Raw genomic sequence first — 21847 nt, 5'->3', positions numbered from 1 at the left:
CTTGAAGCTTGCAGCTGTACCCAGCTACCGGAGGGCCCATGAGCTACGTTATCGACCGACGCCTGAACGGCAAGAACAAGAGCACGGTCAACCGCCAGCGCTTCTTGCGGCGTTACCGTGAGCACATCAAGAAAGCCGTCGAAGAGGCCGTGAGCCGCCGCTCCATCATGGACATGGAACACGGCGAGCAGATCAGTATCCCGGGGCGTGACATCGACGAACCGGTGCTGCACCACGGCCGCGGCGGCAAGCAGACCATCGTTCACCCAGGTAACAAGGAGTTCACCGCTGGCGAACACATTGCCCGGCCCCAAGGTGGCGGCGGTGGAGGCGGGCGCGGCAAGGCCGGCAACTCCGGCGAGGGCATGGACGATTTCGTGTTCCAGATCACCCAGGAAGAATTCCTCGAATTCATGTTCGAAGACCTGGAACTGCCCAACCTGGTCAAACGCCACCTTACTGGTGCCGACACCTTCAAGACCGTGCGCGCCGGTATTGCCAACGAGGGCAATCCTTCGCGCATCAACATCGTGCGTACGCTGCGCTCGGCCCACGCCCGCCGTATCGCCCTGAGCGGCAGCAGCCGCGCGCTGTTGCGCGAGGCGCAAAAGGAACTGGAACGGCTCAAGGTCGAGGAGCCGGACAACTTCACCGACATCCAGGATACCGAGGCCGAGATCGAGCGCCTCAAGGCGCGCATCAATCGCCTGCCCTTCCTCGACACCTTTGACCTCAAGTACAACCTCCTGGTCAGGCAACCCAACCCCAGCTCCAAGGCAGTGATGTTCTGCCTGATGGATGTCTCAGGCTCCATGACACAGGCTACCAAGGACATCGCCAAGCGCTTTTTCATCCTGCTATACCTGTTCCTCAAGCGTAACTACGACCGCATCGAGGTGGTGTTCATCCGTCACCACACCAGCGCCCGCGAAGTGGACGAGGAAGAGTTCTTCTACTCCCGCGAGACCGGCGGCACCATCGTCTCCAGCGCGCTCAAGCTGATGCAGGAAGTCATGGCCGAGCGCTACCCGGCCAGCGACTGGAACATCTATGCCGCCCAGGCATCGGACGGTGACAACTGGAACGACGATTCGCCGATCTGCCGCGACATCCTCGCCAACCAGATCATGCCGCATGTGCAGTACTACACTTACGTCGAGATCACCCCACGCGAGCACCAAGCGCTGTGGTATGAGTACGAGCGCATCGGCGAAGCATTTCCCGACACCTTCGCCCAGCAGCAGTTGGTATCGGCCGGCGATATCTACCCGGTCTTCCGTGAACTCTTCCAGCGCAGGTTAGCCACATGACCGCCAGAGAGCAGAGACGCCAACCCATTTCCACCGGCTCCGAATGGACGTTCGAGCTGATCCAGACGTACGACCGCGAGATCAGTCGCCTGGCCGCCCGCTACGCCCTGGATACCTACCCCAACCAGATCGAAGTCATCACCGCCGAACAGATGATGGACGCCTACGCCTCGGTGGGCATGCCACTGGGCTATCACCACTGGTCCTACGGCAAACAGTTCCTCAGCACCGAGAAGTCCTATAGTCGGGGCCAGATGGGCCTGGCGTACGAGATCGTTATCAATTCCGATCCGTGCATCGCCTACCTGATGGAAGAAAACACCATGTGCATGCAGGCACTGGTGATCGCCCACGCCTGCTATGGCCACAACAGTTTCTTCAAGGGCAACTACCTGTTTCGCACCTGGACCGACGCCAGTTCGATCATCGACTACCTGGTGTTCGCCAAGCAGTACATTGCCCAGTGCGAGGAGCGTCATGGCATCGACGCCGTCGAGGACCTGATCGACTCCTGTCATGCGCTGATGAACTATGGCGTGGATCGCTACAAACGCCCCTACCCCATCTCCGCCGAAGAAGAACGGCGCCGGCAGAAGGAGCGTGAAGAGCACCTGCAACGACAGATCAATGACCTCTGGCGGACCATTCCCAAAGGCGTGGAAAAAGGCGGCGACAGGGACGATGCGCGATTCCCCGCCGAGCCCCAGGAGAACATTCTCTACTTCATCGAGAAGCACGCCCCGCTGCTCGAACCCTGGCAGCGCGAGGTGGTGCGCATCGTGCGCAAGATCGCCCAGTACTTCTATCCACAACGCCAGACCCAAGTGATGAACGAAGGTTGGGCGACCTTCTGGCACTACACGCTGATGAACGACCTCTATGACGAGGGCCTGATCACCGAGGGCTTCATGATGGAGTTCCTCCAGTCTCATACCAGCGTGGTGTTCCAGCCTGGCTTCGACAGCCCCTACTACAGCGGCATCAACCCGTACGCCCTTGGCTTTGCGATGTACACCGACATCCGTCGCATGTGCGAGGCCCCCACCGAGGAAGATCGCCGCTGGTTCCCGGATATCGCCGGCAGTGACTGGCTTTCGACCATCAAGTTCGCCATGAGCAGCTTCAAGGACGAAAGCTTCATCCTGCAGTACCTGTCGCCCAAGGTGATGCGCGACCTCAAGCTGTTCAGCATCCTCGACGATGACCAGCGTGACGACCTGCTGGTCCCGGCGATCCATGACGAAGCCGGCTACCGCACCATCCGCGAGCAACTGGCCGCCCAGTACAACCTGGGCAACCGTGAACCCAACGTGCAGATCTGGAGCATTGATCGCCGCGGCGACCGCTCGCTCACCCTGCGCCACCAGCAGCACAACCGCAAACCCCTGGGTGATTCCACCGAAGAGGTGCTCAAGCACCTGCACCGCCTGTGGGGCTTCGATATCCACCTGGAGACCGTTCAGGGCGACCAGGTGATGAAGACCCACCACATGCCGCCACGGGGCGAGCACAGCGAGGCCGGCGACTACGGGCGCATGGACCTGGCCGTGGTGCACCACCTCTAGCGGCAGCCCACCTCCATTGCCGTCGACAAGGTATCCTGTCGCCAGTAATGGAGGTTCCACATGCAGATCTACAAGGTTGGCGGCGCCGTGCGCGACCGTCTGCTCGGCCGTCCGGTCAGCGACGTCGACTGGCTGGTGGTCGGCGCCACGGTCGAACAAATGCAGGCCGAGGGCTTTCGTCCGGTCGGTGCCGATTTTCCGGTATTCCTTCACCCCAGGACGGGCGAGGAATATGCCCTGGCCCGTACCGAACGCAAGAGCGGGCGCGGGTATGGTGGTTTCACCTTCCACGCGAGCCCCGAAGTCACCCTCGAGGAGGATCTGGTTCGTCGCGACCTGACCATCAATGCAATGGCCGAGGACGAGCACGGCAACCTGCACGATCCCTACCATGGCAAGGCAGATCTCGAGCAGCGCCTCCTGCGCCATGTTTCCCCGGCATTCGCCGAAGATCCCCTGCGGGTGCTGCGCGTTGCCCGCTTTGCCGCGCGCTACGCGCCCCTGGGCTTTCGTGTAGCCGATGAGACCTTGCAGTTGATGCGCCAGATCGCCGAATCAGGCGAACTGCAGGCGTTGACCGCCGAGCGCAGCTGGAAGGAGATCGAGCGCGCATTGATGGAAAGCGAGCCGCAGGTGTTCATTGAGGTGCTACGCAGCTGCGGCGGGCTGAGCGAGCTGATGCCCGAGCTTGAGGGCGCCAGTACACTGGCCGCGCTGCACCAGGCGGCAAGGCACCAGCAGCCGCTGGCGGTGCGCTGGGCGTGCCTGCTACGCGGGCTGCAGCCTGCCGCGCTCAAAGCGCTGAACCAGCGCTTCAAGGCCCCGCGTGAGTGCCAGGAACTGGCGATGCTGGTGGGGGAGTTTGCCGAGCGAGCGGACCAGGCTCCGCAGCTGGAACCTGCAAGCCTGCTGGAGATGCTGCAGAAGTTTGATGTGTACCGACGGCCGAAGCGCTTCGAGGACTTCATCGCCGCCTGCGAGATGGCGGCGCTGGGTTCAGAGTATCCACAAGGCGAGTATTTGCGCGGGGCCGCTGAAGCTGCACGCGCCGTGGATGTCAAGCCGTTGCTTGAAGCCGGGCTTGCCGGCCAGGGCCTGGGTGAAGCGCTCAAAGGTGAGCGACTGAAGGCGCTCGAAGCCTACAAGGCTGCTTGATCTGCCCGGCCTCTTCGCAGGTAGAACCGCGAAGAGGCCGGGGCAGGCTAAGCGGGGGTCAACTGCAACCCGCGCCATTCGAACGGTACCGGCGCCAGTACCTGCTCGATGCGCGCCTCCCGCCACAACTGCCCCATGGACCTGCCCTCGCCCGGGTGCACCAACTCCGGGGCCAGCAAGGACAGCGGCCAGAGCACGAAGGCGTTCTTCAGGATCTCCGCGCGCGGCAGCACCAGGCCATCGAAGGTCCCGCACAGGTCATCGAACATCAGTACGTCGATATCCAGTGGCAGCCCCTTGCGGTCCGGCGCGTAGCGGCCATTGTCGGCCTCGATGAACTTGAGCCGGCGATCGAGTTCCAGCAGCGGCAGTTCGGTGCGCCCGCGCACCACCAGGTTGTAGAACGGGCCACTCTTGATCCCCACGGCCTGGCTCTCGAACACCGCGGAACACTGCATGTCTTTGAGGATGCCGGCGAGGGCATCGAGCCCGGCGCACAAGTGCCGCTCACGCTCGATGTTGCTGCCCAGCCCAAGGTATACCGTGCTCAGAGACATCCGCGCTCGATCTCCACGCCAACACCACCACGGGCCGCCGGTACCGCGCCCGGCTTGGTGAGTTTCAGGCGCACCCAGGGAATGTTGAATTCCGCCATCAACACCGCGACCAAGCGCTCGGCGAAGGTCTCGACCAGCTCGAAACGGGCCTGTTCGGCGAACGCCTGGATACGTGCCGAGACACTGGCATAGTCCAGTGCCAGCGACAGGTCGTCACCGGCCGCCGCCGGACGGTTGTCCCAGGCGAAGCTCAGGTCCAGGCGCAGGCACTGGCGAATATCCCGCTCCCAGTCATAGGCGCCGATCACGGTATCGACTTCCAGGCCTTCGATGAACACTCTGTCCAAGCACTTCTCTCCACAGCACGACAAGGGCGACAGGCGCCGTTAGAATCAGGGCGTCCTCGCCCGGAATAGTTAGCATGTTTTGGTCACTGGCGCTGCTTGCCTACCTGCTCGGCTCTCTGTCCTTCGCCATTGTCCTGAGCCGCCTCAGTGGCAGCCCCGACCCGCGCTCCAGCGGTTCCGGCAATGCCGGCGCCACCAACATGCTACGCCTGGCGGGCCGCAAACTGGCGATCCTGACGCTGCTCGGCGACCTGTGCAAGGGCATGTTGCCTGTGCTGCTTGCTCGCCTGGCCGGACTCGACCAGCAAGAGCAGGCCTGGGTGGGCATCTGCGCAGTGCTCGGTCACCTGTTCCCAGTGTACTTCCGCTTCAAAGGCGGCAAAGGGGTGGCCACCGCCGCCGGCATGCTGATGGCGCTGTACTTTCCAGCGGCCCTGCTGGCCATTGGCGCCTGGCTGCTGACCTTCTACCTGACCCGCACCAGTTCGCTCGCGGCGTTGATCGCCACACCGCTGACGCTGCCCTTGCTGGCCTGGCGCGAGCCTGAAGCACTGCTGCCGATGACCGTGCTGACGGTGCTGATCGTCTGGCGCCACCGCCGCAACCTGCGTGACCTGTTCGCCGGGCGCGAACGCCACTTCTGATGCATTCGCACAAGCCCGGCTCACTTCATACTGCCGGCAACTGCTCCATCGGCCAGCGCGCCTGCACGCTGATCGCCAGGTCCTGCTGCTGCCCGGCCAACAGACGCTGGCAACCGGCATAGGCGATCATCGCACCGTTGTCGGTGCAGAAACGTGGGCGGGCGTAGTAGACGTTGCCCTTGATGCTGGTCAGCATCTCTTCCAACGAAACACGCAAGGCCTTGTTGGCGCTCACGCCGCCGGCGATGACCAGGCGCTTGAGGCCGGTCTGCTTGAGGGCGCGCTTGCACTTGATGGTCAGAGTTTCCACCACCGCCTGCTGGAACGCCAGCGACACGTCGCAACGGGTTTGCTCGTTGTCGTCCCCGGCATCGCGGCATTGCTGCCAGGTATTCAGGGCAAAGGTCTTGAGGCCGCTGAAGCTGAACTGCAGCCCGGGGCGGTCGCACATCGGCCGCGGGAACACGAAGCGCCCGAGCGTGCCTTGTTCGGCCAGACGGGCGATCTCGGGGCCACCCGGATAATTGAGGCCGATCAGCTTGGCGGTCTTGTCGAACGCCTCGCCGGCGGCGTCGTCGAGGCTCTCGCCCAGCAGTTCGTACTGGCCGATGCCATCGACCCGCACCAGCTGAGTATGGCCACCTGAAACCAACAAGGCGACGAACGGGAACTGCGGCGGCTGCTCTTCGAGCATCGGCGCCAGCAGATGGCCCTCCATATGATGCACACCGATCGCCGGAATATCCCAGGCGAACGCCAGTGCCTGGGCGCAAGAGGCGCCCACCAGCAGCGCGCCAACCAGGCCTGGGCCTGCGGTATAGGCGATGGCGTCGATCTCGGTGGCGACGCAGTCGGCCTCCTGCAGCACCTGGCGTATCAGGGGCAGCATGCGCTTGACGTGATCGCGCGAGGCGAGCTCGGGCACCACGCCGCCATAGACGCGGTGCAGGTCGATCTGGCTGAACAGCGCGTCGGCCAGCAGGCCGCGTTCACTGTCGTATAATGCGACGCCAGTTTCGTCGCAGGATGTTTCCAATCCCAGTACTAGCATGGGTCCGTGCCTTGTGGAGGCTGAATTCGAAGGCGCGCATGATAGTCCCCGTGCCCGGTGCCGACCAGCGGTTTTCGATCAGAGGCTTTGCATTCCGGCCAGCTAAGGGTTAACATCCGCAACCCTTGAAAACCGACGTTCTCCAGCACACCTTATGTTTTGCCAGGAGCACGTCTACCCCGGTAATGAATTAAGGTAGCCCTGGATGCCAGCCGTCAAAGTTAAAGAGAACGAACCCTTCGACGTAGCTCTGCGTCGTTTCAAGCGCTCCTGCGAAAAAGCCGGTGTACTGGCTGAAGTTCGTAGCCGCGAGTTTTACGAGAAGCCGACCGCCGAGCGTAAGCGCAAAGCCGCTGCCGCTGTTAAGCGTCACGCGAAGAAAGTTCAGCGCGAACAGCGCCGCGCCGTTCGTCTGTACTAAGTACAGCCGTTCTACGCAAAGCTTCTGCCATGCCCGGCCTCGTGCCGGGCTTATGGTAGCGGTTGCTTGAAACCCTTGGCCATGCGCCTGGGGTGCCCCGGCAAAAGCCATGGGCAACCTGCCTCAACGCGTCAGAACTGGTCTTTGGCCAGGCGTGCACGTCTTTTCTGACGAGCCTTCACCGGCTACCGACGAGCACACACCTCTTCCTGCGACACCCCACGCCAAACCCGCGCACAAGCGTTTAGACTTGCCAGTTGCCAGATGACGAGACTGCCATGGCCGGGCTAATTCCCCAGAGCTTTATCGATGACCTTCTCAACCGCACCGACATCGTCGATGTGGTGAGTTCGCGCATCCAGCTGAAAAAGACCGGCAAGAATCTTTCCGCCTGCTGCCCGTTCCACAAGGAAAAGAGCCCCTCCTTCACTGTCAGCCCCGACAAGCAGTTCTACTATTGCTTCGGTTGCGGCGCTGGGGGTAACGCCCTCGGCTTTGTCATGGACCACGACAACCTGGACTTCCCCCAGGCAGTCGAGGAGCTGGCCCGAGCGGCCGGCATGGAAGTCCCCCGCGAGGAAGGCCGCCGCGGGCAGAAGCCGCGCCAGCCGACAGACTCGCCGCTGTACCCCTTGCTCGAGGCGGCCAGCGAGTTCTATCGCCAGGCCCTGCGCAGCCACGCCACCCGCAAGGCGGCAGTGGAGTATCTCAAGGGGCGCGGCCTGTCCGGCGAGATCGCCCGCGACTTTGGCCTGGGCTTCGCGCCGCCGGGCTGGGACAACCTGCTCAAGCACCTGGGTGCTGACTCGCTGCAACAGAAAGTGATGATCGACGCCGGCCTGCTGATCGAGAACGCCGAAAGCGGCAAGCGCTATGACCGCTTCCGCGACCGAGTGATGTTCCCGATCCGCGACAGCCGCGGCCGGGTCATCGCCTTCGGCGGCCGGGTACTGGGCGACGACAAGCCCAAGTACCTGAACTCCCCGGAAACCCCGGTGTTCCACAAGGGCCAGGAGCTCTACGGCCTGTACGAGGCGCGCAAGCACAACCGCAACCTCGACGAGATCATCGTCGTCGAAGGCTACATGGACGTCATCGCCCTGGCCCAGCAGGGCTTGCGCAACGCCGTGGCCACCCTCGGCACGTCCACCAGCGAGGAACACCTCAAGCGCCTGTTCCGCGTGGTGCCCAGCGTGCTGTTCTGTTTCGACGGCGACCAGGCTGGCCGCAAGGCCGCCTGGCGTGCCCTGGAGGCGACCCTGTCGAGCCTGCAGGACGGTCGCCGCGCACGCTTCCTGTTCCTGCCCGAAGGCGAAGACCCGGACAGCCTGGTGCGCGCCGAAGGCACCGATGCCTTCCAGGCCCGTATCAACCAGCACGCCCAGCCACTGGCCGATTATTTCTTCGAGCAGTTGAGCAACGAGGCCGACCCGCGCTCACTGGAAGGCAAGGCGCACATGGTGACGCTGGCCGCACCGCTGATCGAAAAGGTCCCGGGCGCCAACCTGCGCCAACTGATGCGCAACCGCCTGAAAGACATCACCGGCCTCGACCCGCAGCAGATGGAGCAACTGGCCCAGAGCGCGCCAGCACCCAGCGCGCCTGATTACGACCCCGGTTACGACTACGACGCCATGGCAAGCTACGTGCCTGACCATGGCGACATGCACTACCAGCCCGACTACTCGGCGCCACAACAGGAGCAACGCCCCTGGACGCCGAACAAAGGTGGCGGCAAGAAGCAGTGGGACGGCAAACCCTGGGACAAGAAAGGTGGCAAGCCGTGGCAGCGCGATGGCCAGCGCGGCGAAGCGCCGCCACGGGTGCCCGCGCCAGTGGAACCACCGACGCTCTCGGCCTTGCGCACCTTGCTGCATCACCCGCTGCTGGCGGGCAAGGTCGAGGATGCCAGCCACTTCGCCGACGAAGAGCAACTGTACAGCCAGCTGCTGGTGGCCCTCATCGAGGCCGCGCAGAAGAATCCTAAGCTAAGCTCAATGCAGCTGATCGCGCGCTGGCACGGGACCGAACAGGGTCGCCTGCTGCGCGCTCTGGCGGAAAAGGAATGGTTGATCGATGCCGACAACCTTGAACAACAGTTTTTCGACACTATAACTAGCTTGTCCGCTCGCCAGCGCGAGCGCAGCCTGGAACATCTGCTCAGGAAAGCGCGTCTAAGTGAACTGAGTACAGAGGAAAAATCTCAGCTGCTTACCCTGCTGAGCCGTAATGTTCCCGCACAAAACCCGACCTCATCTGGCGCGTGAGGTCCATGCTCGGGTATAATCCTCGGCTTGTTTTTTGCCCGCCAAGACCTTCAGTGGATAGGGTGTTATGTCCGGAAAAGCGCAACAGCAATCTCGTATCAAAGAGTTGATCACCCGCGGTCGTGAGCAGGGCTACCTGACTTACGCGGAGGTCAACGACCACCTGCCAGAGGATATTTCAGATCCGGAGCAGGTGGAAGACATCATCCGCATGATCAACGACATGGGGATCAACGTATTCGAGAGTGCTCCGGATGCGGATGCCCTGTTGTTGGCGGAAGCCGACACTGACGAGGCCGCAGCCGAAGAGGCCGCCGCCGCATTGGCGGCTGTCGAGACCGATATCGGCCGCACGACCGACCCGGTGCGCATGTACATGCGCGAAATGGGTACCGTCGAGCTGCTGACCCGCGAAGGCGAGATCGAAATCGCCAAGCGTATCGAGGAAGGCATCCGTGAAGTCATGGGCGCCATCGCTCACTTCCCGGGTACTGTCGACTACATCCTCGGCGAATACGACCGTGTCACCTCCGAAGGCGGCCGTCTTTCCGACGTCCTCAGCGGTTACATCGACCCTGACGACAACATCGCCGCACCGACCGAAGAGGTACCAATCCCGGGTGCCAAGGCCGCTGCCGCGAAGGAAGAAAGCGACGAAGAAGACGAAGAGAACGCCGATGGCGACGACGAGGAAGAGGCCGAAAGCGGTCCGGACCCGGTCGTTGCCGCCCAGCGTTTTGGTGCAGTCAAGGATCAGCTGGTCGATACCCTCAAAGTGCTGAAGAAACACGGTCGAGGCCATAAAGACAGCATCAGCGCCATGCAGGCGCTGGCCGACCTGTTCATGCCGATCAAGCTGGTGCCCAAGCAGTTCGACGTTCTGGTTGAGCGCGTACGCAGTGCCCTGGATCGCTTGCGCCAGCAAGAACGCGCCATCATGCAACTGTGCGTGCGTGACGCGCGCATGCCGCGTGCCGACTTCCTGCGCCTGTTCCCGAGCAACGAGACCGACCAGACCTGGTCCGGTGACCTGGCCAAGCGCAACACCAAATGGGCCGCCGCCCTGGGTGAGAAAAACGCCGCCATCGTCGCTTGCCAGCAAAAACTGATCGACCTCGAGAGCGAGACCGGCCTGACCGTCGCCGAGATCAAGGACGTCAACCGCCGCATGTCCATCGGTGAAGCCAAGGCTCGCCGCGCCAAGAAGGAAATGGTCGAGGCGAACCTGCGTCTGGTGATCTCGATCGCCAAGAAGTACACCAACCGCGGCCTGCAGTTCCTCGATCTGATCCAGGAAGGCAACATCGGCCTGATGAAGGCGGTGGACAAGTTCGAATACCGTCGCGGCTACAAGTTCTCGACCTACGCCACCTGGTGGATCCGCCAGGCGATCACCCGCTCGATCGCCGACCAGGCGCGCACCATCCGTATCCCGGTGCACATGATCGAGACGATCAACAAGCTCAACCGTATTTCCCGCCAGATGCTGCAGGAAATGGGTCGCGAACCGACCCCGGAAGAGCTGGGCGAGCGCATGGAGATGCCTGAGGACAAGATCCGCAAGGTCCTGAAGATCGCCAAAGAGCCGATCTCCATGGAAACCCCGATCGGTGACGACGAAGATTCGCACCTGGGCGACTTCATCGAGGACTCCACCATGCAGTCCCCGATCGACGTGGCCACGGTCGAAAGCCTCAAGGAAGCGACCCGTGACGTGCTCTCGGGCCTGACCGCACGCGAAGCCAAGGTGCTGCGCATGCGTTTCGGCATCGACATGAACACCGACCACACCCTCGAAGAAGTCGGCAAGCAGTTCGACGTGACCCGTGAGCGGATCCGTCAGATCGAAGCCAAGGCGCTGCGCAAGCTGCGCCACCCGACGCGAAGCGAGCACTTGCGCTCCTTCCTCGACGAGTAAAGAAAAACCCCGGCCCAGGCCGGGGTTTTTCTTATGTGACAGAAGGTCGTGGCCCCTGTCTACCCAGCGGGCGGCAAGCCCGTCTACACTCGAATCAGACCCCCTGATCGAGAGGCCGCTATGCCCCTGATGCCGGCCTTCCTGTTGCTGATCCTGCTCGCCTGGAACACAACGGCCGGCGCCCTGACCCTGACCGACGAGGAACAAGCCTGGCTCAGCGCCCACCAGCAGCTGCGCCTGGGCGTCGATGCTTCATGGCCGCCGTTCGAATTCCGCGACCAGGAAGGTCGCTACCAGGGATTGGCCGCCGATTACATCGCTTTGATCCAGGAACGCCTGGGGATAACCCTCAAGCCGATCGAGCCCAGCAGTTGGACCGAAGTCCTGGCACAGGCACGTAGCAACCAGCTCGACCTGCTCCCCGGAATCATGTCCACCCCGGAACGGCAAGCCTACCTGGCCTTCACCCGTCCTTACCTGGACTTCCCGATCGTCATCCTCGCCCACTCCGGCGGCGCGCAACCGCGCAACCTCAAGGACCTCTATGGCCTGAAGATCGCCGTAGTGGAGAACTATGCCCCTCATGAGCTGCTGCGCACCCACCACCCGGACCTCAACCTGGTGGCCATGCCCAATGTCAGCTCCGCCTTGCAGGCCCTGGCTACTGATGAGGTAGACGCCGTGGTCGGCGACCTCGCTTCGAGCATCTGGAGCCTTCGCCAACTCAAGCTGGATGGTTTGTATGTAAGCGGTGAAACGCCATACCGCTACCAGCTGGCCATGGCCGTGCCGCGGGAACAGAAGATGCTCGTTGGCATCCTCGACAAGGTCATCGCCGACATGAGCAGTAGCGAAGTCAGCCACATACAGCAGCGCTGGGTAGGCAACGTCGTCGACCAAAGGACTTTCTGGCACGACGTGCTGCTCTACGGCCTGCCGGCCGTGCTGGTGCTCATGGCGATTCTGGCAGTGGTGATCCGTATCAACCGCCGGCTGAGCTCGGAGATTTCCCGGCGCATCGCCCTGGAACAGGAACTGCGCAGCAGCGAGTACCACTACCGCGGCCTGATCGAGAGCCTGTCAGCGGTGGCCTGGGAAGCCGATGCCAACGACTTCAGCTACAGCTATGTATCGCCGCACGCCGAGGACCTGCTCGGCTACCCGACGGGAGAATGGCTCAAGCCGGGCTTCTGGCGCAGCATCCTGCACCCGGAAGATGCCCTGTGGGCGCAGGCCTACTGCGACAGCGAAACAGCCGCCGGGCGCGACCACAGCCTGGACTACCGGGTGATCCGCGCCGACGGCCATACGCTATGGGTACGCAACATCGTCAGCATGATCGAACACGGCCACAAGTCGCTGATGCGCGGCTTGATGATCGACATCAGCGAAACCAAGCACACCGAAGATGCCCTGCGCCTGTCGGAGCAGAAGTTCGCCTCGGTGTTCCAGCAGTGCCCGGACATCCTGATCATCGCACGGCACAGCGATGGCTGCCTGCTGGAGGTCAACGAGGCCTTCGAAGAACTGATCGGCCTGAGTCCGGCGCAAGTGATCGGCCGCACCGCCACCGAGCTCGGCCTGTGGGGCGTGGCCGGTACCGGCCCGGCCCTGCTCGAACGCCTGCATCGCGGCGGCATCCGCAACCTGGAAATGACCTTCCGCCGCAACAACGGCGAGTTGTTCACCGGGCTGACCTCGGCCGAGACCTTCGACCTCGACGGCATGCCGGCGCTGGTGGTGGCGATCCGCGATATCAGTCAGTTGAAGGAAACCCAGCAGCAACTGCAGACCTCCGAGGAGAAGTTCGCCAAGGCCTTCCATGCCTCACCCGATGGCCTGTTGCTGTCACGCCAGAGCGATGGCCTGCTGCTGGAGGTCAACGAAGGCTTCTGCCGCCTCACCGGCTACGACATCAGCCCAACGGTTGACCAGACCTCGCTGGACCTGGGTATCTGGGTCGACCTCAACGAGCGCCAGCGCCTGGTCGATCAACTGCAGCGTGACGGTTTCGTGCGCGATTTCAGTTGCCACATCCGCCGCAGCGACGGCCAGATCCGCCTCTGCGAACTGTCCGCCCGACCACTGCCCATTGGCGGCGTCGACTGCATGCTGACCATCGCCCGCGATATCACCGAACGCCACCTGATGCAGGAGAAACTGCAACTCGCCGCCACGGTGTTCGAGAACACCGCCGAAGGCGTGCTGATCACCGACACCGACCAGCGCATTAGCGCAGTCAACCGCGCGTTCAGCGAAATCACCGGCTACAGCGAAATCGAAGCCCTCGGCCAGACCCCGCGCCTGCTCGCCTCCGGCCAACATGACAGCGCCTTCTACGTCGCCATGTGGCACCAGTTGACCGCCGAAGGTCACTGGCAGGGGGAAATCTACAACAAGCGCAAGAACGGCGAACTCTACCCCGGCTGGCTGACCATCAGCGCCGTGCGCAACCACGAACGCGAGATCACCCACTTCGTCGCCGTGTTCGCCGACATTTCCAGTCTGAAGCACGCCCAGGCCAAGCTCGACTACCAGGCCCACCACGACCCGCTGACCGGCCTGCCCAATCGCGCCCTGTTCGAAAGCCGCCTGCAGGCCGCACTCAGTTGCGCCCAGGTCTCCAACCGCCAGGGCGCGGTGCTGTTCCTCGACCTCGACCGCTTCAAGCACATCAACGACAGCCTCGGGCACCCGGTGGGCGACCTGTTGCTCAAGGGTATCGCCCAGCGCCTCAAGGAGCAGGTGCGTGATGTCGACACCGTGGCCCGCCTGGGCGGCGACGAATTCATCATCCTGCTGCCCGGCCTGCACAAGCCCAGCGATGCCAGCGCCATCGCCAACAAGTTGCTGGCCGGCTTCCACGCACCGTTCCAGGCCGGCGAGCACGAGTTCTTCACCAGTGCCAGCATCGGCATCAGCCTATACCCACAAGACGGCACCGATGTCGCCAACCTGATCCGCAACGCCGACGCCGCCATGTACCGCTCCAAAGCCAAGGGCCGCAACCGGGTCGAGGCCTACACTCGCGAACTGACCACCCAGGCCAGCGAGCGCATTGCCTTGGAGCACGAACTGCGCCGCGCCATCGAGCGCAACGAGCTGAGCCTGTGCTACCAGCCCAAGTTCAGCCTCAAGACCCAGAGCCTGGTGGGCGCCGAGGCCCTGATTCGCTGGACCCATCCAACCTTCGGCGACGTGCCCCCCGAGCAGTTCATTCACCTGGCCGAGGAGAACGGCACCATTCTCCAGCTTGGCGACTGGGTACTTGAACAGGCCTGCCGGCAGATGCACAGCTGGAAGAAGACCTACCACGCCTTCGGCCCGCTCTCGATCAACCTCGCCGGAGCCCAGCTGCGCCAGCCCAACCTGGCCCGGCGCATCGAGCAACTGCTGCGCAACTACCAGCTCAAGGCGGGCGACCTGCAGCTGGAGATCACCGAAAACTTCATCATGAGCCAGGCCGAGGAAGCCCTGAGCGTGCTCCATCAGCTCAAGCAGCTGGGCGTGCAGCTGGCCATCGACGACTTCGGCACCGGCTACTCCTCGCTCAGCTACCTCAAGCGCCTGCCGCTGGACATCCTCAAGATCGACCAGTCGTTCATCCGCGGCCTGCCCGACGATCCCCACGACGCCGCCATCGCCCGCGCGATCATCGCCCTGGGCCGCAGCATGCAATTGACGATCATTGCCGAAGGCGTGGAGAACCAGGCGCAGCAGCGCTTCCTCGCCGCCGAAGGCTGCGAGCAGATTCAGGGCTATATCGTCAGCCTGCCCCTGCCGCCGGACGAATTCGCGGCGACCTTTCTTCGCATAGCACAAACGGATCTTTCGGATGGCACGCTATCGAAACCCTCGTTATAATCCAGCGCTCCTGCTGAGGGCCTATAGCTCAGTCGGTTAGAGCAGAGGACTCATAATCCTTTGGTCCACGGTTCGAGTCCGTGTGGGCCCACCACCTTCAAAGCCGCGCATTGCGCGGCTTTCGTGTGTTTGGCAGCCGTACCCCGCCCCGACCCCAGATCGCCCCTTCATGCCAACTGCGACCACCTGCCCCATCTCGACAAAACTTATAAATAACTTATAATTCAACCTTGGGAGCAAGGTGAAATGGGCATGGGCACGATCAGCTGGTCACGCAAGGCAGTCAAACAGCTCAGAAAGATCAACAAGGCCGATCAGCCCAAGATCTACGATGCCGCCCAGGCACTGGCTCACATGCCGAACGTCCAGAACGTCAAGACGTTGGTCAACCATCAGTATGGCTACAGGCTACGGGTCGGGAACTACCGCATCCTTTTCGACTGGGACGGCGGGGTGAAGATCGTAAATATCGAAGAGGTCAAGAAGCGCGATGAGCACACCTACTAACGTACAGATCATCAACGGGGCGGATGGCCGGCCAGCCTTCGTCGTGCTCCCTTACGCCGACTACATCTCCAGCCGCCCAAAGGATGACTTGGTGCCCAATGCAGTCGTGGGCTACATGGTCAAAGACGGTTTGACCCCCATCGGCGCGTGGCGCAAGCATCTGGACCTCACCCAGGCTCAAGTGGCAGAGCGCCTGGGTATATCCCAGTCAGCCTACGCCCAACAAGAAGCGGCCGAACGGCCACGCAAGGCTACCCGCGAGAAGATCGCGGCAGCGCTGGGTATACCGGTGCAGTCTCTGGATCTGTAGTTCGGGTCGCTCTGACCAGCGGCAAAGTGCCTCTAGCACACCCGTTCTATTTCGCCATCACGGCCGCGTTTCTAGAATCCCTCCATCGCTTCGGCACCGGGTCGGAGCCCAGTGATCGAGGGAACGTCACATGAACATCCAAGGAACGCTTGGAACCCTGCTCGTTGTACCGATGCTGGCCACGCTCGCAGGTTGCGTGGCACCGGGCTCCTACAACCAGGGCCAGCAGCCCAGTCAGATGGCTGGCGGCAATGCCCCGTGCACGCCCAGCGCAACCGACAACCTGATCTCCACAGGCCGCAGCCTGCTCAGCATCGCCAACTCCGTGCTCGAAACCAAGAACAGCATGAATGGCACTTCAGCCACCTATGACCAACGCATGCAGCTTGCCGAGAACGCGCAGAAGGTCAACAAAGGCAACCAGATGCTCGACAATGTCGAGAGCATGACTGCTGGCCTGAAGTCGCCTTGCGCCACGGCGCAGACCAGCGCGTCACGTTGATCAAATCCGATCAGGGCTGCGCAGCAGCCCCGGTCGTAAACGTCTCTCGGCGATTCAAACCGACGCCAGCACCTTGCAGCCCCGCCGCGAAATTTCGATCCTCGTGTAACTTGCCTCACCGAGCCCGCTGATCCGGTCAAGACAGGCGGCAGGGTCGTGCAGCGGCAGCTCCAGCAACTGCCGGGTATCGCGCTCCCACCAGCGCGATGCGAGCAGACGCTCGATCATCGCTTCCGGGTATCGATAACGCACCACCTTGGCTGGAAAGCCCGCCACCACGGCATAGGGCGGCACGTCCCGAGTCACCAGGGCGCGAGTGGCGACAATCGCGCCCGTGCCCACTTCGACGCCCTCCATGATCATCGCACCTTCGCCGATCCACACGTCATGGCCAATGCGTGCCGGCGTGCTCGGCGGCTCGTATTGCCACTGGGTGCCGGTGAACTGGAAAGGGTGGGAACTCAGCCAGTCGGTGGGATGAGCGTATTTTTCCTGGCCGATGACCACCGCGCTGCCGATCGAGCAATAGCGCCCGATCGACTCGACCACCTGCAGCGAGCCGCCACTGCGGATATAGGTGTGAGCCCCGATCGAGACATCCAGGGTGGCGGCGCTGACCGCCACATCGCCGATGCGCACCTCGGCCTCGAGCGCCAGCCTGGCGCGCTTGCCGAACTTGGAAATGCCCGTGCTCACCTTGCAACCGTGTTGGCGAATCCATCGCCGCCAGTACCAGTCCTTGAACTTCATGGGTCAATCACTCCTGCCATGGTCCAGGCTGCCGAGCGGCAGCGGCCCGCTATCGTACCGCCTTGCCAACGTAATGCCAGCCTTGGGCGCCTTGCGCGAATCGGTCGCGCTTGCATAGGCTAGCAGCTCGACAAAAGAGACCTACCATGCCGGCCACCTCCTCCATCACCCTCGACGCCATCGATCGCCAGTTGATCTCCCTGTTGCAGATCAACGCCCGCGAAAGCGTCGCCACGCTCGCCCGCCAACTGGGGATCGCCCGTACCACGGTGAACTCGCGCCTCGAACGCCTGGAGCGCAACAAGGTGATCACCGGCTATGGCGTGCGCCTGGGGCAGCGCCTGATCGGCGGCGGTCTGCAGGCGTACGTGGGGATCAAGGCGCAGCCGCGCTCAGGCAAGGACATCGTACGCCACCTGAGCGCCATGGGGCAGGTCCAGCAGTTGTGCGCGGTCAGTGGCGAATTCGACTATGTGGCCTGGCTGCTCAGCGACTCACCGGAGCAACTGGACCAGTTGCTCGACCTGATCGGCAGCCTCGACGGGGTGGAGAAGACCACCACGTCGATCATCCTCAGCAGCAAGGTGGACCGCGGGCAGCCAGGCTGAGGTCCTCAGGCCTCCATCGCGTCGAGCAACCCCTCCAGCAGCGCCCGTACCGTTTCCGCCGAATGCAGGATCGACCAGATCATCGCCCGCCCCGCCTCGGGGGCATGATGCTGGGCATAGTCGTCGGCGATTTCCTGGATGGCCTGGGCCAGCATGCTCGCGTGGACCAGGGCGTCGGCGGCATCGACGCCGGGGCGTACGGTGAAGATAGGGGGATGGCTGGACTGGCAGGAGCAGAAGGACTGCTCGGTGGTTGGGTTCAAAGTGAGGGGTGGGTCGGGGACGACCTTTTTCATGGTGTTGCCTCCATTACCGGCTCAAGCAGGCCACCACGCAACCTTCTCACGGGAATGGGTGGCAGCCATGGGCGGGGTGAGAACCGGCGAAGTTGGAGGCTACATTCCGGCCAGGCAGAACCTGCCCGCGCACAGCTGCCATGACAGCATGCCTCCAGTTTGATCGCCGGGTTCTCACGCCCGATCACCGAATATGCGGTGACCGGCTGAAGTTAACCGCGAAGGTTTACCCGCACAGCCAGACCGGAGCGACAGGGCTTGTAGGATAGGTCTCGTTAAATTTCACGTCTGTAGGAAATGGTCTGACAAACAAAAACCTAGCATCCTCCCAATGACATATCCGGCAACTCTCCCCCGCCAGCACTCCCTCGATCCACGTTTAGGCTGATGACATCTGCCCTATTGACGTAGCACAAACCTCATCACAAACTATACGCGGATCACGTACAAAAAATGGATGCCCTATTTATCGAGCTGCCCGCTTTCGAGCGCTTTCGCAGCCAGTATCTGGACGATGAAGATTTCCGGTCTCTGCAACGCGTACTGCTTCTGCATCCCCATGCGGGTGACGTCATCAAGGGAACGGGCGGCCTCAGGAAGGTGCGTTTCGCCGATGCACTACGCCATAAAGGCAAGCGAGGCGGCACCCGGATCATCTACTACTGGTGGCAGGCTGGGCTGCAGTTCTGGCTTTTCACGCTTTACGGAAAGGAAGTCCAGGATGACCTGACACCGCAGCAACGCCAGGCCCTGAAGAACCTGCTTGAACGCGAATACCTGATGAGGACGACCAATGCCACGCAACATCTTCACTGAACTCACCGAAGGTTTCGATGCCCTTGCCGATGTGCGCTCCGGCAAACTGACCCTGCGTTCGCACAAGGTAACCTTCGAGGAACTGGCCCCGCTGGCCCCCAATGAACTGACCGAGCTGCGCCAGCGCCTGAACATGTCCCGGGCGGTGTTTGCCGCGTACCTGCGCACCAACGCCCGCACCCTGGAGAGCTGGGAGCAAGGCCGCTCCAAGCCCAACGCCCAGGCCGTGGCACTGATCCGGCTGGTGCAGAAGTACCCTGAAACCGTCGAGCACTTGGCATCATTGAGCTGATTCGTCATTTTTTAATGAACATCAATCATCAAGACGAAACAAATCACATAACGACGTCAGTTTTCACCTTAATAACGAACACCCCGCTTCATAAAATGGCCACCAGGCATTCTCTATACTCAGGCTCCGCCCCCTGCGCAGCCCCTGGCAAGGTCATTACATGAACAAGAAAAACCGCCACCCCGCCGACGGCAAGAAACCCATCACCATCTTCGGCCCGGACTTCCCCTTCGCCTTCGACGACTGGCTGGAGCACCCGGCCGGCCTGGGCAGCATTCCCGAGGCGCGCCATGGCGAAGAGGTGGCGATCGTCGGTGGCGGTATTGCCGGGCTGGTGGCGGCCTACGAGTTGATGAAGCTGGGCCTCAAGCCCGTGGTGTACGAAGCTTCCAAGCTGGGTGGCAGGCTGCGTTCGCAGGTGTTCAACGGCACCGACGGCATCGTCGCCGAACTGGGCGGCATGCGCTTCCCGGTGTCGTCCACCGCCTTCTACCACTACGTCGACAAGCTGGGCCTGGAGACCAAGCCCTTCCCTAACCCGCTGACGCCGGCCTCGGGGAGTACGGTGATCGACTTGGAAGGCCAGACCTACTACGCCGAGAAGTACGCCGACCTGCCACACCTGTTCCACGAAGTGGCCGACGCCTGGGCGGACGCCCTGGAGAGCGGCGCGCAGTTCGCCGACATTCAGCAGGCCATTCGTGACCGCGACGTGCCGCGCCTGAAAGACCTGTGGAACAAGCTGGTGCCTCTGTGGGACGACCGCACTTTCTATGACTTCGTCGCCACTTCGCGCTCGTTCGCCAAACTGAGCTTCCAGCACCGCGAGGTGTTCGGCCAGGTGGGCTTCGGCACAGGCGGCTGGGACTCGGACTTCCCCAATTCGATGCTGGAAATCTTCCGCGTGGTGATGACCAACTGCGACGACCATCAGCATTTGGTGGTCGGCGGCGTCGAGCAGGTGCCGCAGGGCATCTGGCGCCATGTACCGGAGCGCTGCGCCCACTGGCCGGCCGGCACCAGCCTCAGTACGCTGCATGGCGGCGCGCCGCGCACCGGGGTCAAGCGCATTGCCCGCGCCAGCGATGGTCGCCTGGCGGTCACCGACAACTATGGTGACGTGCGCCACTACGCTGCTGTACTCACCACCTGCCAAAGCTGGCTGCTGACCACCCAGATCGACTGCGAGGAGTCGCTGTTCTCACAGAAAATGTGGATGGCCCTGGACCGCACCCGCTACATGCAGTCGTCGAAGACCTTCGTCATGGTCGATCGCCCGTTCTGGAAGGACAAGGATCCGCAGACCGGCCGCGACCTGATGAGCATGACCCTCACCGACCGTCTGACCCGCGGCACCTACCTGTTCGACAACGGCGACGACAAGCCGGGAGTGATCTGCCTGTCCTACGCCTGGATGAGCGACGCCCTGAAGATGCTGCCGCACCCGACCGAAAAGCGCGTGCAACTGGCCCTCGACGCGCTGAAGAAGATCTACCCCAAGACCGATATCGCCGGGCATATCATCGGCGATCCGATCACCATCTCGTGGGAGGCCGACCCGCACTTCCTCGGCGCCTTCAAGGGCGCGCTGCCGGGCCACTACCGCTACAACCAGCGCATGTACGCACACTTCATGCAGGCCGACATGCCCGCCGAGCAGCGCGGCATCTTCATCGCCGGTGACGACGTGTCGTGGACCCCGGCCTGGGTCGAAGGCGCGGTGCAGACTTCGCTCAATGCCGTGTGGGGTATCATCAACCACTTCGGTGGCCAGACCCACCCGGACAATCCCGGCCCAGGCGATGTGTTCCACGAGATCGGTCCGATCGCCCTGGCCGACTGAGCGAAGGAGTAGCGCCATGCGCATCGCCCTCTACCAGGGTACGCCAAAGCCATTGGACGTGCCCAGCAACCTCGAGCGCCTGCAGCACCAGGCCCAGCTGGCCGCTGCCCGCGGCGCGCAGTTGCTGGTATGCCCGGAGATGTTCCTCAGCGGCTACAACATCGGCCTGGACCAGGTGGAACGCCTGGCCGAGGCCGAGGACGGCCCCTCGGCGATGAGCGTCGTCGAGATTGCCCAAGCGCACCGGATCGCCATCGTCTATGGCTATCCGGAGCGGGCCGAGGACGGGGCGATCTACAACAGCGTGCAACTGATCGATGCCCATGGCAGCAGCCTGTGCAACTACCGCAAGACCCACCTGTTCGGTGAGCTCGACCGCTCGATGTTCAGCCCAGGCGCCGATCACTTCCCGGTAGTCGAGCTGGACGGCTGGAAGGTAGGTCTGTTGATCTGCTACGACATCGAGTTCCCGGAGAACGCCCGGCGCCTGGCGCTGAACGGCGCTGAGCTGATCCTGGTGCCGACGGCGAACATGGCGCCCTACGACTTCGTCTGCCAGGTGACCGTGCGCTCGCGGGCGCAAGAGAACCAGTGCTACCTGGTGTACGCCAACTACTGCGGCAGCGAGAGCGAGATCCAGTATTGCGGGCAGAGCAGCATCATTGGGCCGGACGGGGATGTGCTGGCAATAGCCGGCCACGAAGAAGGACTGTTGCTGGCAGATCTGCAGCGCGAGCGGGTATTGAAAGGGCGGGAAGCATTTCCCTACCTGGCGGACCTGCGTCGGGATCTGCATTAACTGCGGCAGGGCCAGACCAGACAAC

21 protein-coding genes and 1 tRNA gene are annotated in these 21847 nt (G+C 62.7%); 17 read left to right on the top strand and 5 right to left on the bottom strand.

Annotation, left to right across the window (positions count from 1 at the left end):
* Positions 1–38: 38 nt before the first annotated feature.
* Genes LU688_RS01910 through LU688_RS01900 form a run of 3 tightly spaced genes read left to right on the top strand, consistent with a single transcriptional unit; the run spans position 39 to position 4030 of the window.
* Positions 39–1310: a YeaH/YhbH family protein gene (locus tag LU688_RS01910; RefSeq protein WP_160291063.1), complete on the top strand. Its 1272-nt coding sequence runs from the start codon at positions 39–41 to the stop codon at positions 1308–1310.
* Entirely contained in the window at positions 1307–2875 is a 1569-nt protein-coding gene (locus LU688_RS01905; RefSeq protein ID WP_023629258.1) for a SpoVR family protein, read from the top strand. The genes LU688_RS01910 and LU688_RS01905 overlap by 4 nt, the downstream gene beginning before the upstream one ends.
* A 60-nt stretch (positions 2876–2935) precedes the next feature.
* Positions 2936–4030, top strand: coding sequence for a tRNA nucleotidyltransferase/poly(A) polymerase-related protein (locus LU688_RS01900; RefSeq protein ID WP_094011471.1), 1095 nt, complete (start codon positions 2936–2938; stop codon positions 4028–4030).
* A gap of 47 nt (positions 4031–4077) precedes the next feature.
* Here LU688_RS01900 and folK read toward each other — a convergent pair whose 3' ends face one another.
* Together folK and folB are read right to left on the bottom strand one after the other, a co-directional pair.
* Positions 4078–4587, bottom strand: a complete 510-nt coding sequence (gene folK, locus LU688_RS01895; protein ID WP_023629256.1) for a 2-amino-4-hydroxy-6-hydroxymethyldihydropteridine diphosphokinase — start codon at positions 4585–4587, stop codon at positions 4078–4080.
* Entirely contained in the window at positions 4578–4934 is a 357-nt protein-coding gene (gene folB, locus LU688_RS01890) for a dihydroneopterin aldolase (RefSeq protein ID WP_046857386.1), read from the bottom strand. Before folB ends, folK begins: the two co-directional genes overlap by 10 nt.
* Before the next feature lie 74 nt (positions 4935–5008).
* Here folB and plsY point away from each other — a divergent pair, with 74 nt between their 5' ends.
* Positions 5009–5578, top strand: coding sequence for a glycerol-3-phosphate 1-O-acyltransferase PlsY (gene plsY, locus LU688_RS01885; RefSeq protein ID WP_046857387.1), 570 nt, complete (start codon positions 5009–5011; stop codon positions 5576–5578).
* Between the two features lie 25 nt (positions 5579–5603).
* On the opposite strand, the gene tsaD is transcribed toward plsY, so the two are convergent.
* The gene (tsaD, locus tag LU688_RS01880) at positions 5604–6629 is read right to left on the bottom strand and encodes a tRNA (adenosine(37)-N6)-threonylcarbamoyltransferase complex transferase subunit TsaD (protein WP_094011472.1); all 1026 of its coding nucleotides are present in this window, start codon (positions 6627–6629) and stop codon (positions 5604–5606) included.
* A gap of 205 nt (positions 6630–6834) precedes the next feature.
* Between tsaD and rpsU the strand changes: the two genes are divergently transcribed.
* The 8 genes from rpsU (at position 6835) to LU688_RS01840 (ending at position 16418) form a co-directional block, all read left to right on the top strand.
* Positions 6835–7050, top strand: a complete 216-nt coding sequence (gene rpsU / locus LU688_RS01875; protein ID WP_003255575.1) for a 30S ribosomal protein S21 — start codon at positions 6835–6837, stop codon at positions 7048–7050.
* Positions 7051–7328: 278 nt separating this feature from the next.
* On the top strand, positions 7329–9317 hold the full coding sequence (gene dnaG, locus LU688_RS01870) for a DNA primase (protein ID WP_094011473.1): 1989 nt from the start codon (positions 7329–7331) through the stop codon (positions 9315–9317).
* Between the two features lie 67 nt (positions 9318–9384).
* Entirely contained in the window at positions 9385–11235 is a 1851-nt protein-coding gene (gene rpoD, locus LU688_RS01865; RefSeq protein WP_094011474.1) for an RNA polymerase sigma factor RpoD, read from the top strand.
* Positions 11236–11355: 120 nt separating this feature from the next.
* Complete coding sequence (locus LU688_RS01860) at positions 11356–15099, top strand: EAL domain-containing protein (protein WP_094011475.1); 3744 nt, start codon at positions 11356–11358, stop codon at positions 15097–15099.
* Positions 15100–15116: 17 nt separating this feature from the next.
* Positions 15117–15193 (top strand) — tRNA-Ile (locus tag LU688_RS01855).
* A gap of 158 nt (positions 15194–15351) precedes the next feature.
* Positions 15352–15606 (top strand): type II toxin-antitoxin system RelE family toxin, encoded by a 255-nt coding sequence (locus LU688_RS01850; RefSeq protein WP_104444583.1) that lies wholly within the window; start codon positions 15352–15354, stop codon positions 15604–15606.
* Positions 15590–15916: a helix-turn-helix domain-containing protein gene (locus LU688_RS01845; protein ID WP_094011513.1), complete on the top strand. Its 327-nt coding sequence runs from the start codon at positions 15590–15592 to the stop codon at positions 15914–15916. Before LU688_RS01850 ends, LU688_RS01845 begins: the two co-directional genes overlap by 17 nt.
* Positions 15917–16046: 130 nt before the next feature.
* Positions 16047–16418 carry a hypothetical protein gene (locus LU688_RS01840; RefSeq protein ID WP_094011514.1) on the top strand — a complete coding sequence of 124 codons (372 nt, stop codon included), beginning with the start codon at positions 16047–16049 and terminating at the stop codon, positions 16416–16418.
* A 54-nt stretch (positions 16419–16472) separates the two neighbouring features.
* Here LU688_RS01840 and LU688_RS01835 read toward each other — a convergent pair whose 3' ends face one another.
* Positions 16473–17168, bottom strand: coding sequence for a CatB-related O-acetyltransferase (locus LU688_RS01835; protein WP_094011515.1), 696 nt, complete (start codon positions 17166–17168; stop codon positions 16473–16475).
* Between the two features lie 146 nt (positions 17169–17314).
* On the opposite strand from LU688_RS01835, the gene LU688_RS01830 reads away from it, so the two are divergent.
* The gene (locus LU688_RS01830) at positions 17315–17776 is read left to right on the top strand and encodes an Lrp/AsnC family transcriptional regulator (RefSeq protein WP_094011516.1); all 462 of its coding nucleotides are present in this window, start codon (positions 17315–17317) and stop codon (positions 17774–17776) included.
* 5 nt (positions 17777–17781) lie between these two features.
* Here the strand turns inward: LU688_RS01830 and LU688_RS01825 are convergent, their stop codons facing one another.
* Positions 17782–18072 (bottom strand): DUF3077 domain-containing protein, encoded by a 291-nt coding sequence (locus tag LU688_RS01825; protein ID WP_094011517.1) that lies wholly within the window; start codon positions 18070–18072, stop codon positions 17782–17784.
* Positions 18073–18525: 453 nt separating this feature from the next.
* Here LU688_RS01825 and LU688_RS01820 point away from each other — a divergent pair, with 453 nt between their 5' ends.
* The 4 genes from LU688_RS01820 to LU688_RS01805 all read left to right on the top strand — a co-directional run bounded on the left by LU688_RS01820 (position 18526) and on the right by LU688_RS01805 (position 21822).
* A complete protein-coding gene (locus tag LU688_RS01820) occupies positions 18526–18888 on the top strand; it encodes a toxin (RefSeq protein WP_094011518.1) in 363 nt (120 codons plus the stop codon).
* Positions 18866–19180 carry a helix-turn-helix domain-containing protein gene (locus LU688_RS01815; RefSeq protein ID WP_094011519.1) on the top strand — a complete coding sequence of 105 codons (315 nt, stop codon included), beginning with the start codon at positions 18866–18868 and terminating at the stop codon, positions 19178–19180. Before LU688_RS01820 ends, LU688_RS01815 begins: the two co-directional genes overlap by 23 nt.
* A gap of 160 nt (positions 19181–19340) precedes the next feature.
* A complete protein-coding gene (locus tag LU688_RS01810; RefSeq protein WP_094011520.1) occupies positions 19341–21023 on the top strand; it encodes a flavin monoamine oxidase family protein in 1683 nt (560 codons plus the stop codon).
* 16 nt (positions 21024–21039) lie between these two features.
* On the top strand, positions 21040–21822 hold the full coding sequence (locus LU688_RS01805; RefSeq protein WP_160291034.1) for a carbon-nitrogen hydrolase family protein: 783 nt from the start codon (positions 21040–21042) through the stop codon (positions 21820–21822).
* Positions 21823–21847 lie beyond the last annotated feature (25 nt).

The sequence above is a fragment of the Pseudomonas soli genome, from assembly GCF_021283165.2.
In the GTDB taxonomy this organism is placed as follows: Bacteria; Pseudomonadota; Gammaproteobacteria; order Pseudomonadales; family Pseudomonadaceae; genus Aquipseudomonas; species Aquipseudomonas soli.
Note: the sequence above shows the minus strand (reverse complement) of the source record. Positions and strands in the feature narration are given on the sequence as shown.

Coding starts and splice junctions, on each gene's coding strand:
- LU688_RS01910 (WP_160291063.1), top strand. CDS start 39: ATGAGCTACGTTATCGACCGACGCCTGAACGGCAAGAACAAGAGCACG.
- LU688_RS01905 (WP_023629258.1), top strand. CDS start 1,307: ATGACCGCCAGAGAGCAGAGACGCCAACCCATTTCCACCGGCTCCGAA.
- LU688_RS01900 (WP_094011471.1), top strand. CDS start 2,936: ATGCAGATCTACAAGGTTGGCGGCGCCGTGCGCGACCGTCTGCTCGGC.
- folK (WP_023629256.1), bottom strand. CDS start 4,587: ATGTCTCTGAGCACGGTATACCTTGGGCTGGGCAGCAACATCGAGCGT.
- plsY (WP_046857387.1), top strand. CDS start 5,009: ATGTTTTGGTCACTGGCGCTGCTTGCCTACCTGCTCGGCTCTCTGTCC.
- tsaD (WP_094011472.1), bottom strand. CDS start 6,629: ATGCTAGTACTGGGATTGGAAACATCCTGCGACGAAACTGGCGTCGCA.
- rpsU (WP_003255575.1), top strand. CDS start 6,835: ATGCCAGCCGTCAAAGTTAAAGAGAACGAACCCTTCGACGTAGCTCTG.
- dnaG (WP_094011473.1), top strand. CDS start 7,329: ATGGCCGGGCTAATTCCCCAGAGCTTTATCGATGACCTTCTCAACCGC.
- rpoD (WP_094011474.1), top strand. CDS start 9,385: ATGTCCGGAAAAGCGCAACAGCAATCTCGTATCAAAGAGTTGATCACC.
- LU688_RS01860 (WP_094011475.1), top strand. CDS start 11,356: ATGCCCCTGATGCCGGCCTTCCTGTTGCTGATCCTGCTCGCCTGGAAC.
- LU688_RS01850 (WP_104444583.1), top strand. CDS start 15,352: ATGGGCACGATCAGCTGGTCACGCAAGGCAGTCAAACAGCTCAGAAAG.
- LU688_RS01845 (WP_094011513.1), top strand. CDS start 15,590: ATGAGCACACCTACTAACGTACAGATCATCAACGGGGCGGATGGCCGG.
- LU688_RS01840 (WP_094011514.1), top strand. CDS start 16,047: ATGAACATCCAAGGAACGCTTGGAACCCTGCTCGTTGTACCGATGCTG.
- LU688_RS01835 (WP_094011515.1), bottom strand. CDS start 17,168: ATGAAGTTCAAGGACTGGTACTGGCGGCGATGGATTCGCCAACACGGT.
- LU688_RS01830 (WP_094011516.1), top strand. CDS start 17,315: ATGCCGGCCACCTCCTCCATCACCCTCGACGCCATCGATCGCCAGTTG.
- LU688_RS01825 (WP_094011517.1), bottom strand. CDS start 18,072: ATGAAAAAGGTCGTCCCCGACCCACCCCTCACTTTGAACCCAACCACC.
- LU688_RS01820 (WP_094011518.1), top strand. CDS start 18,526: ATGGATGCCCTATTTATCGAGCTGCCCGCTTTCGAGCGCTTTCGCAGC.
- LU688_RS01815 (WP_094011519.1), top strand. CDS start 18,866: ATGCCACGCAACATCTTCACTGAACTCACCGAAGGTTTCGATGCCCTT.
- LU688_RS01810 (WP_094011520.1), top strand. CDS start 19,341: ATGAACAAGAAAAACCGCCACCCCGCCGACGGCAAGAAACCCATCACC.
- LU688_RS01805 (WP_160291034.1), top strand. CDS start 21,040: ATGCGCATCGCCCTCTACCAGGGTACGCCAAAGCCATTGGACGTGCCC.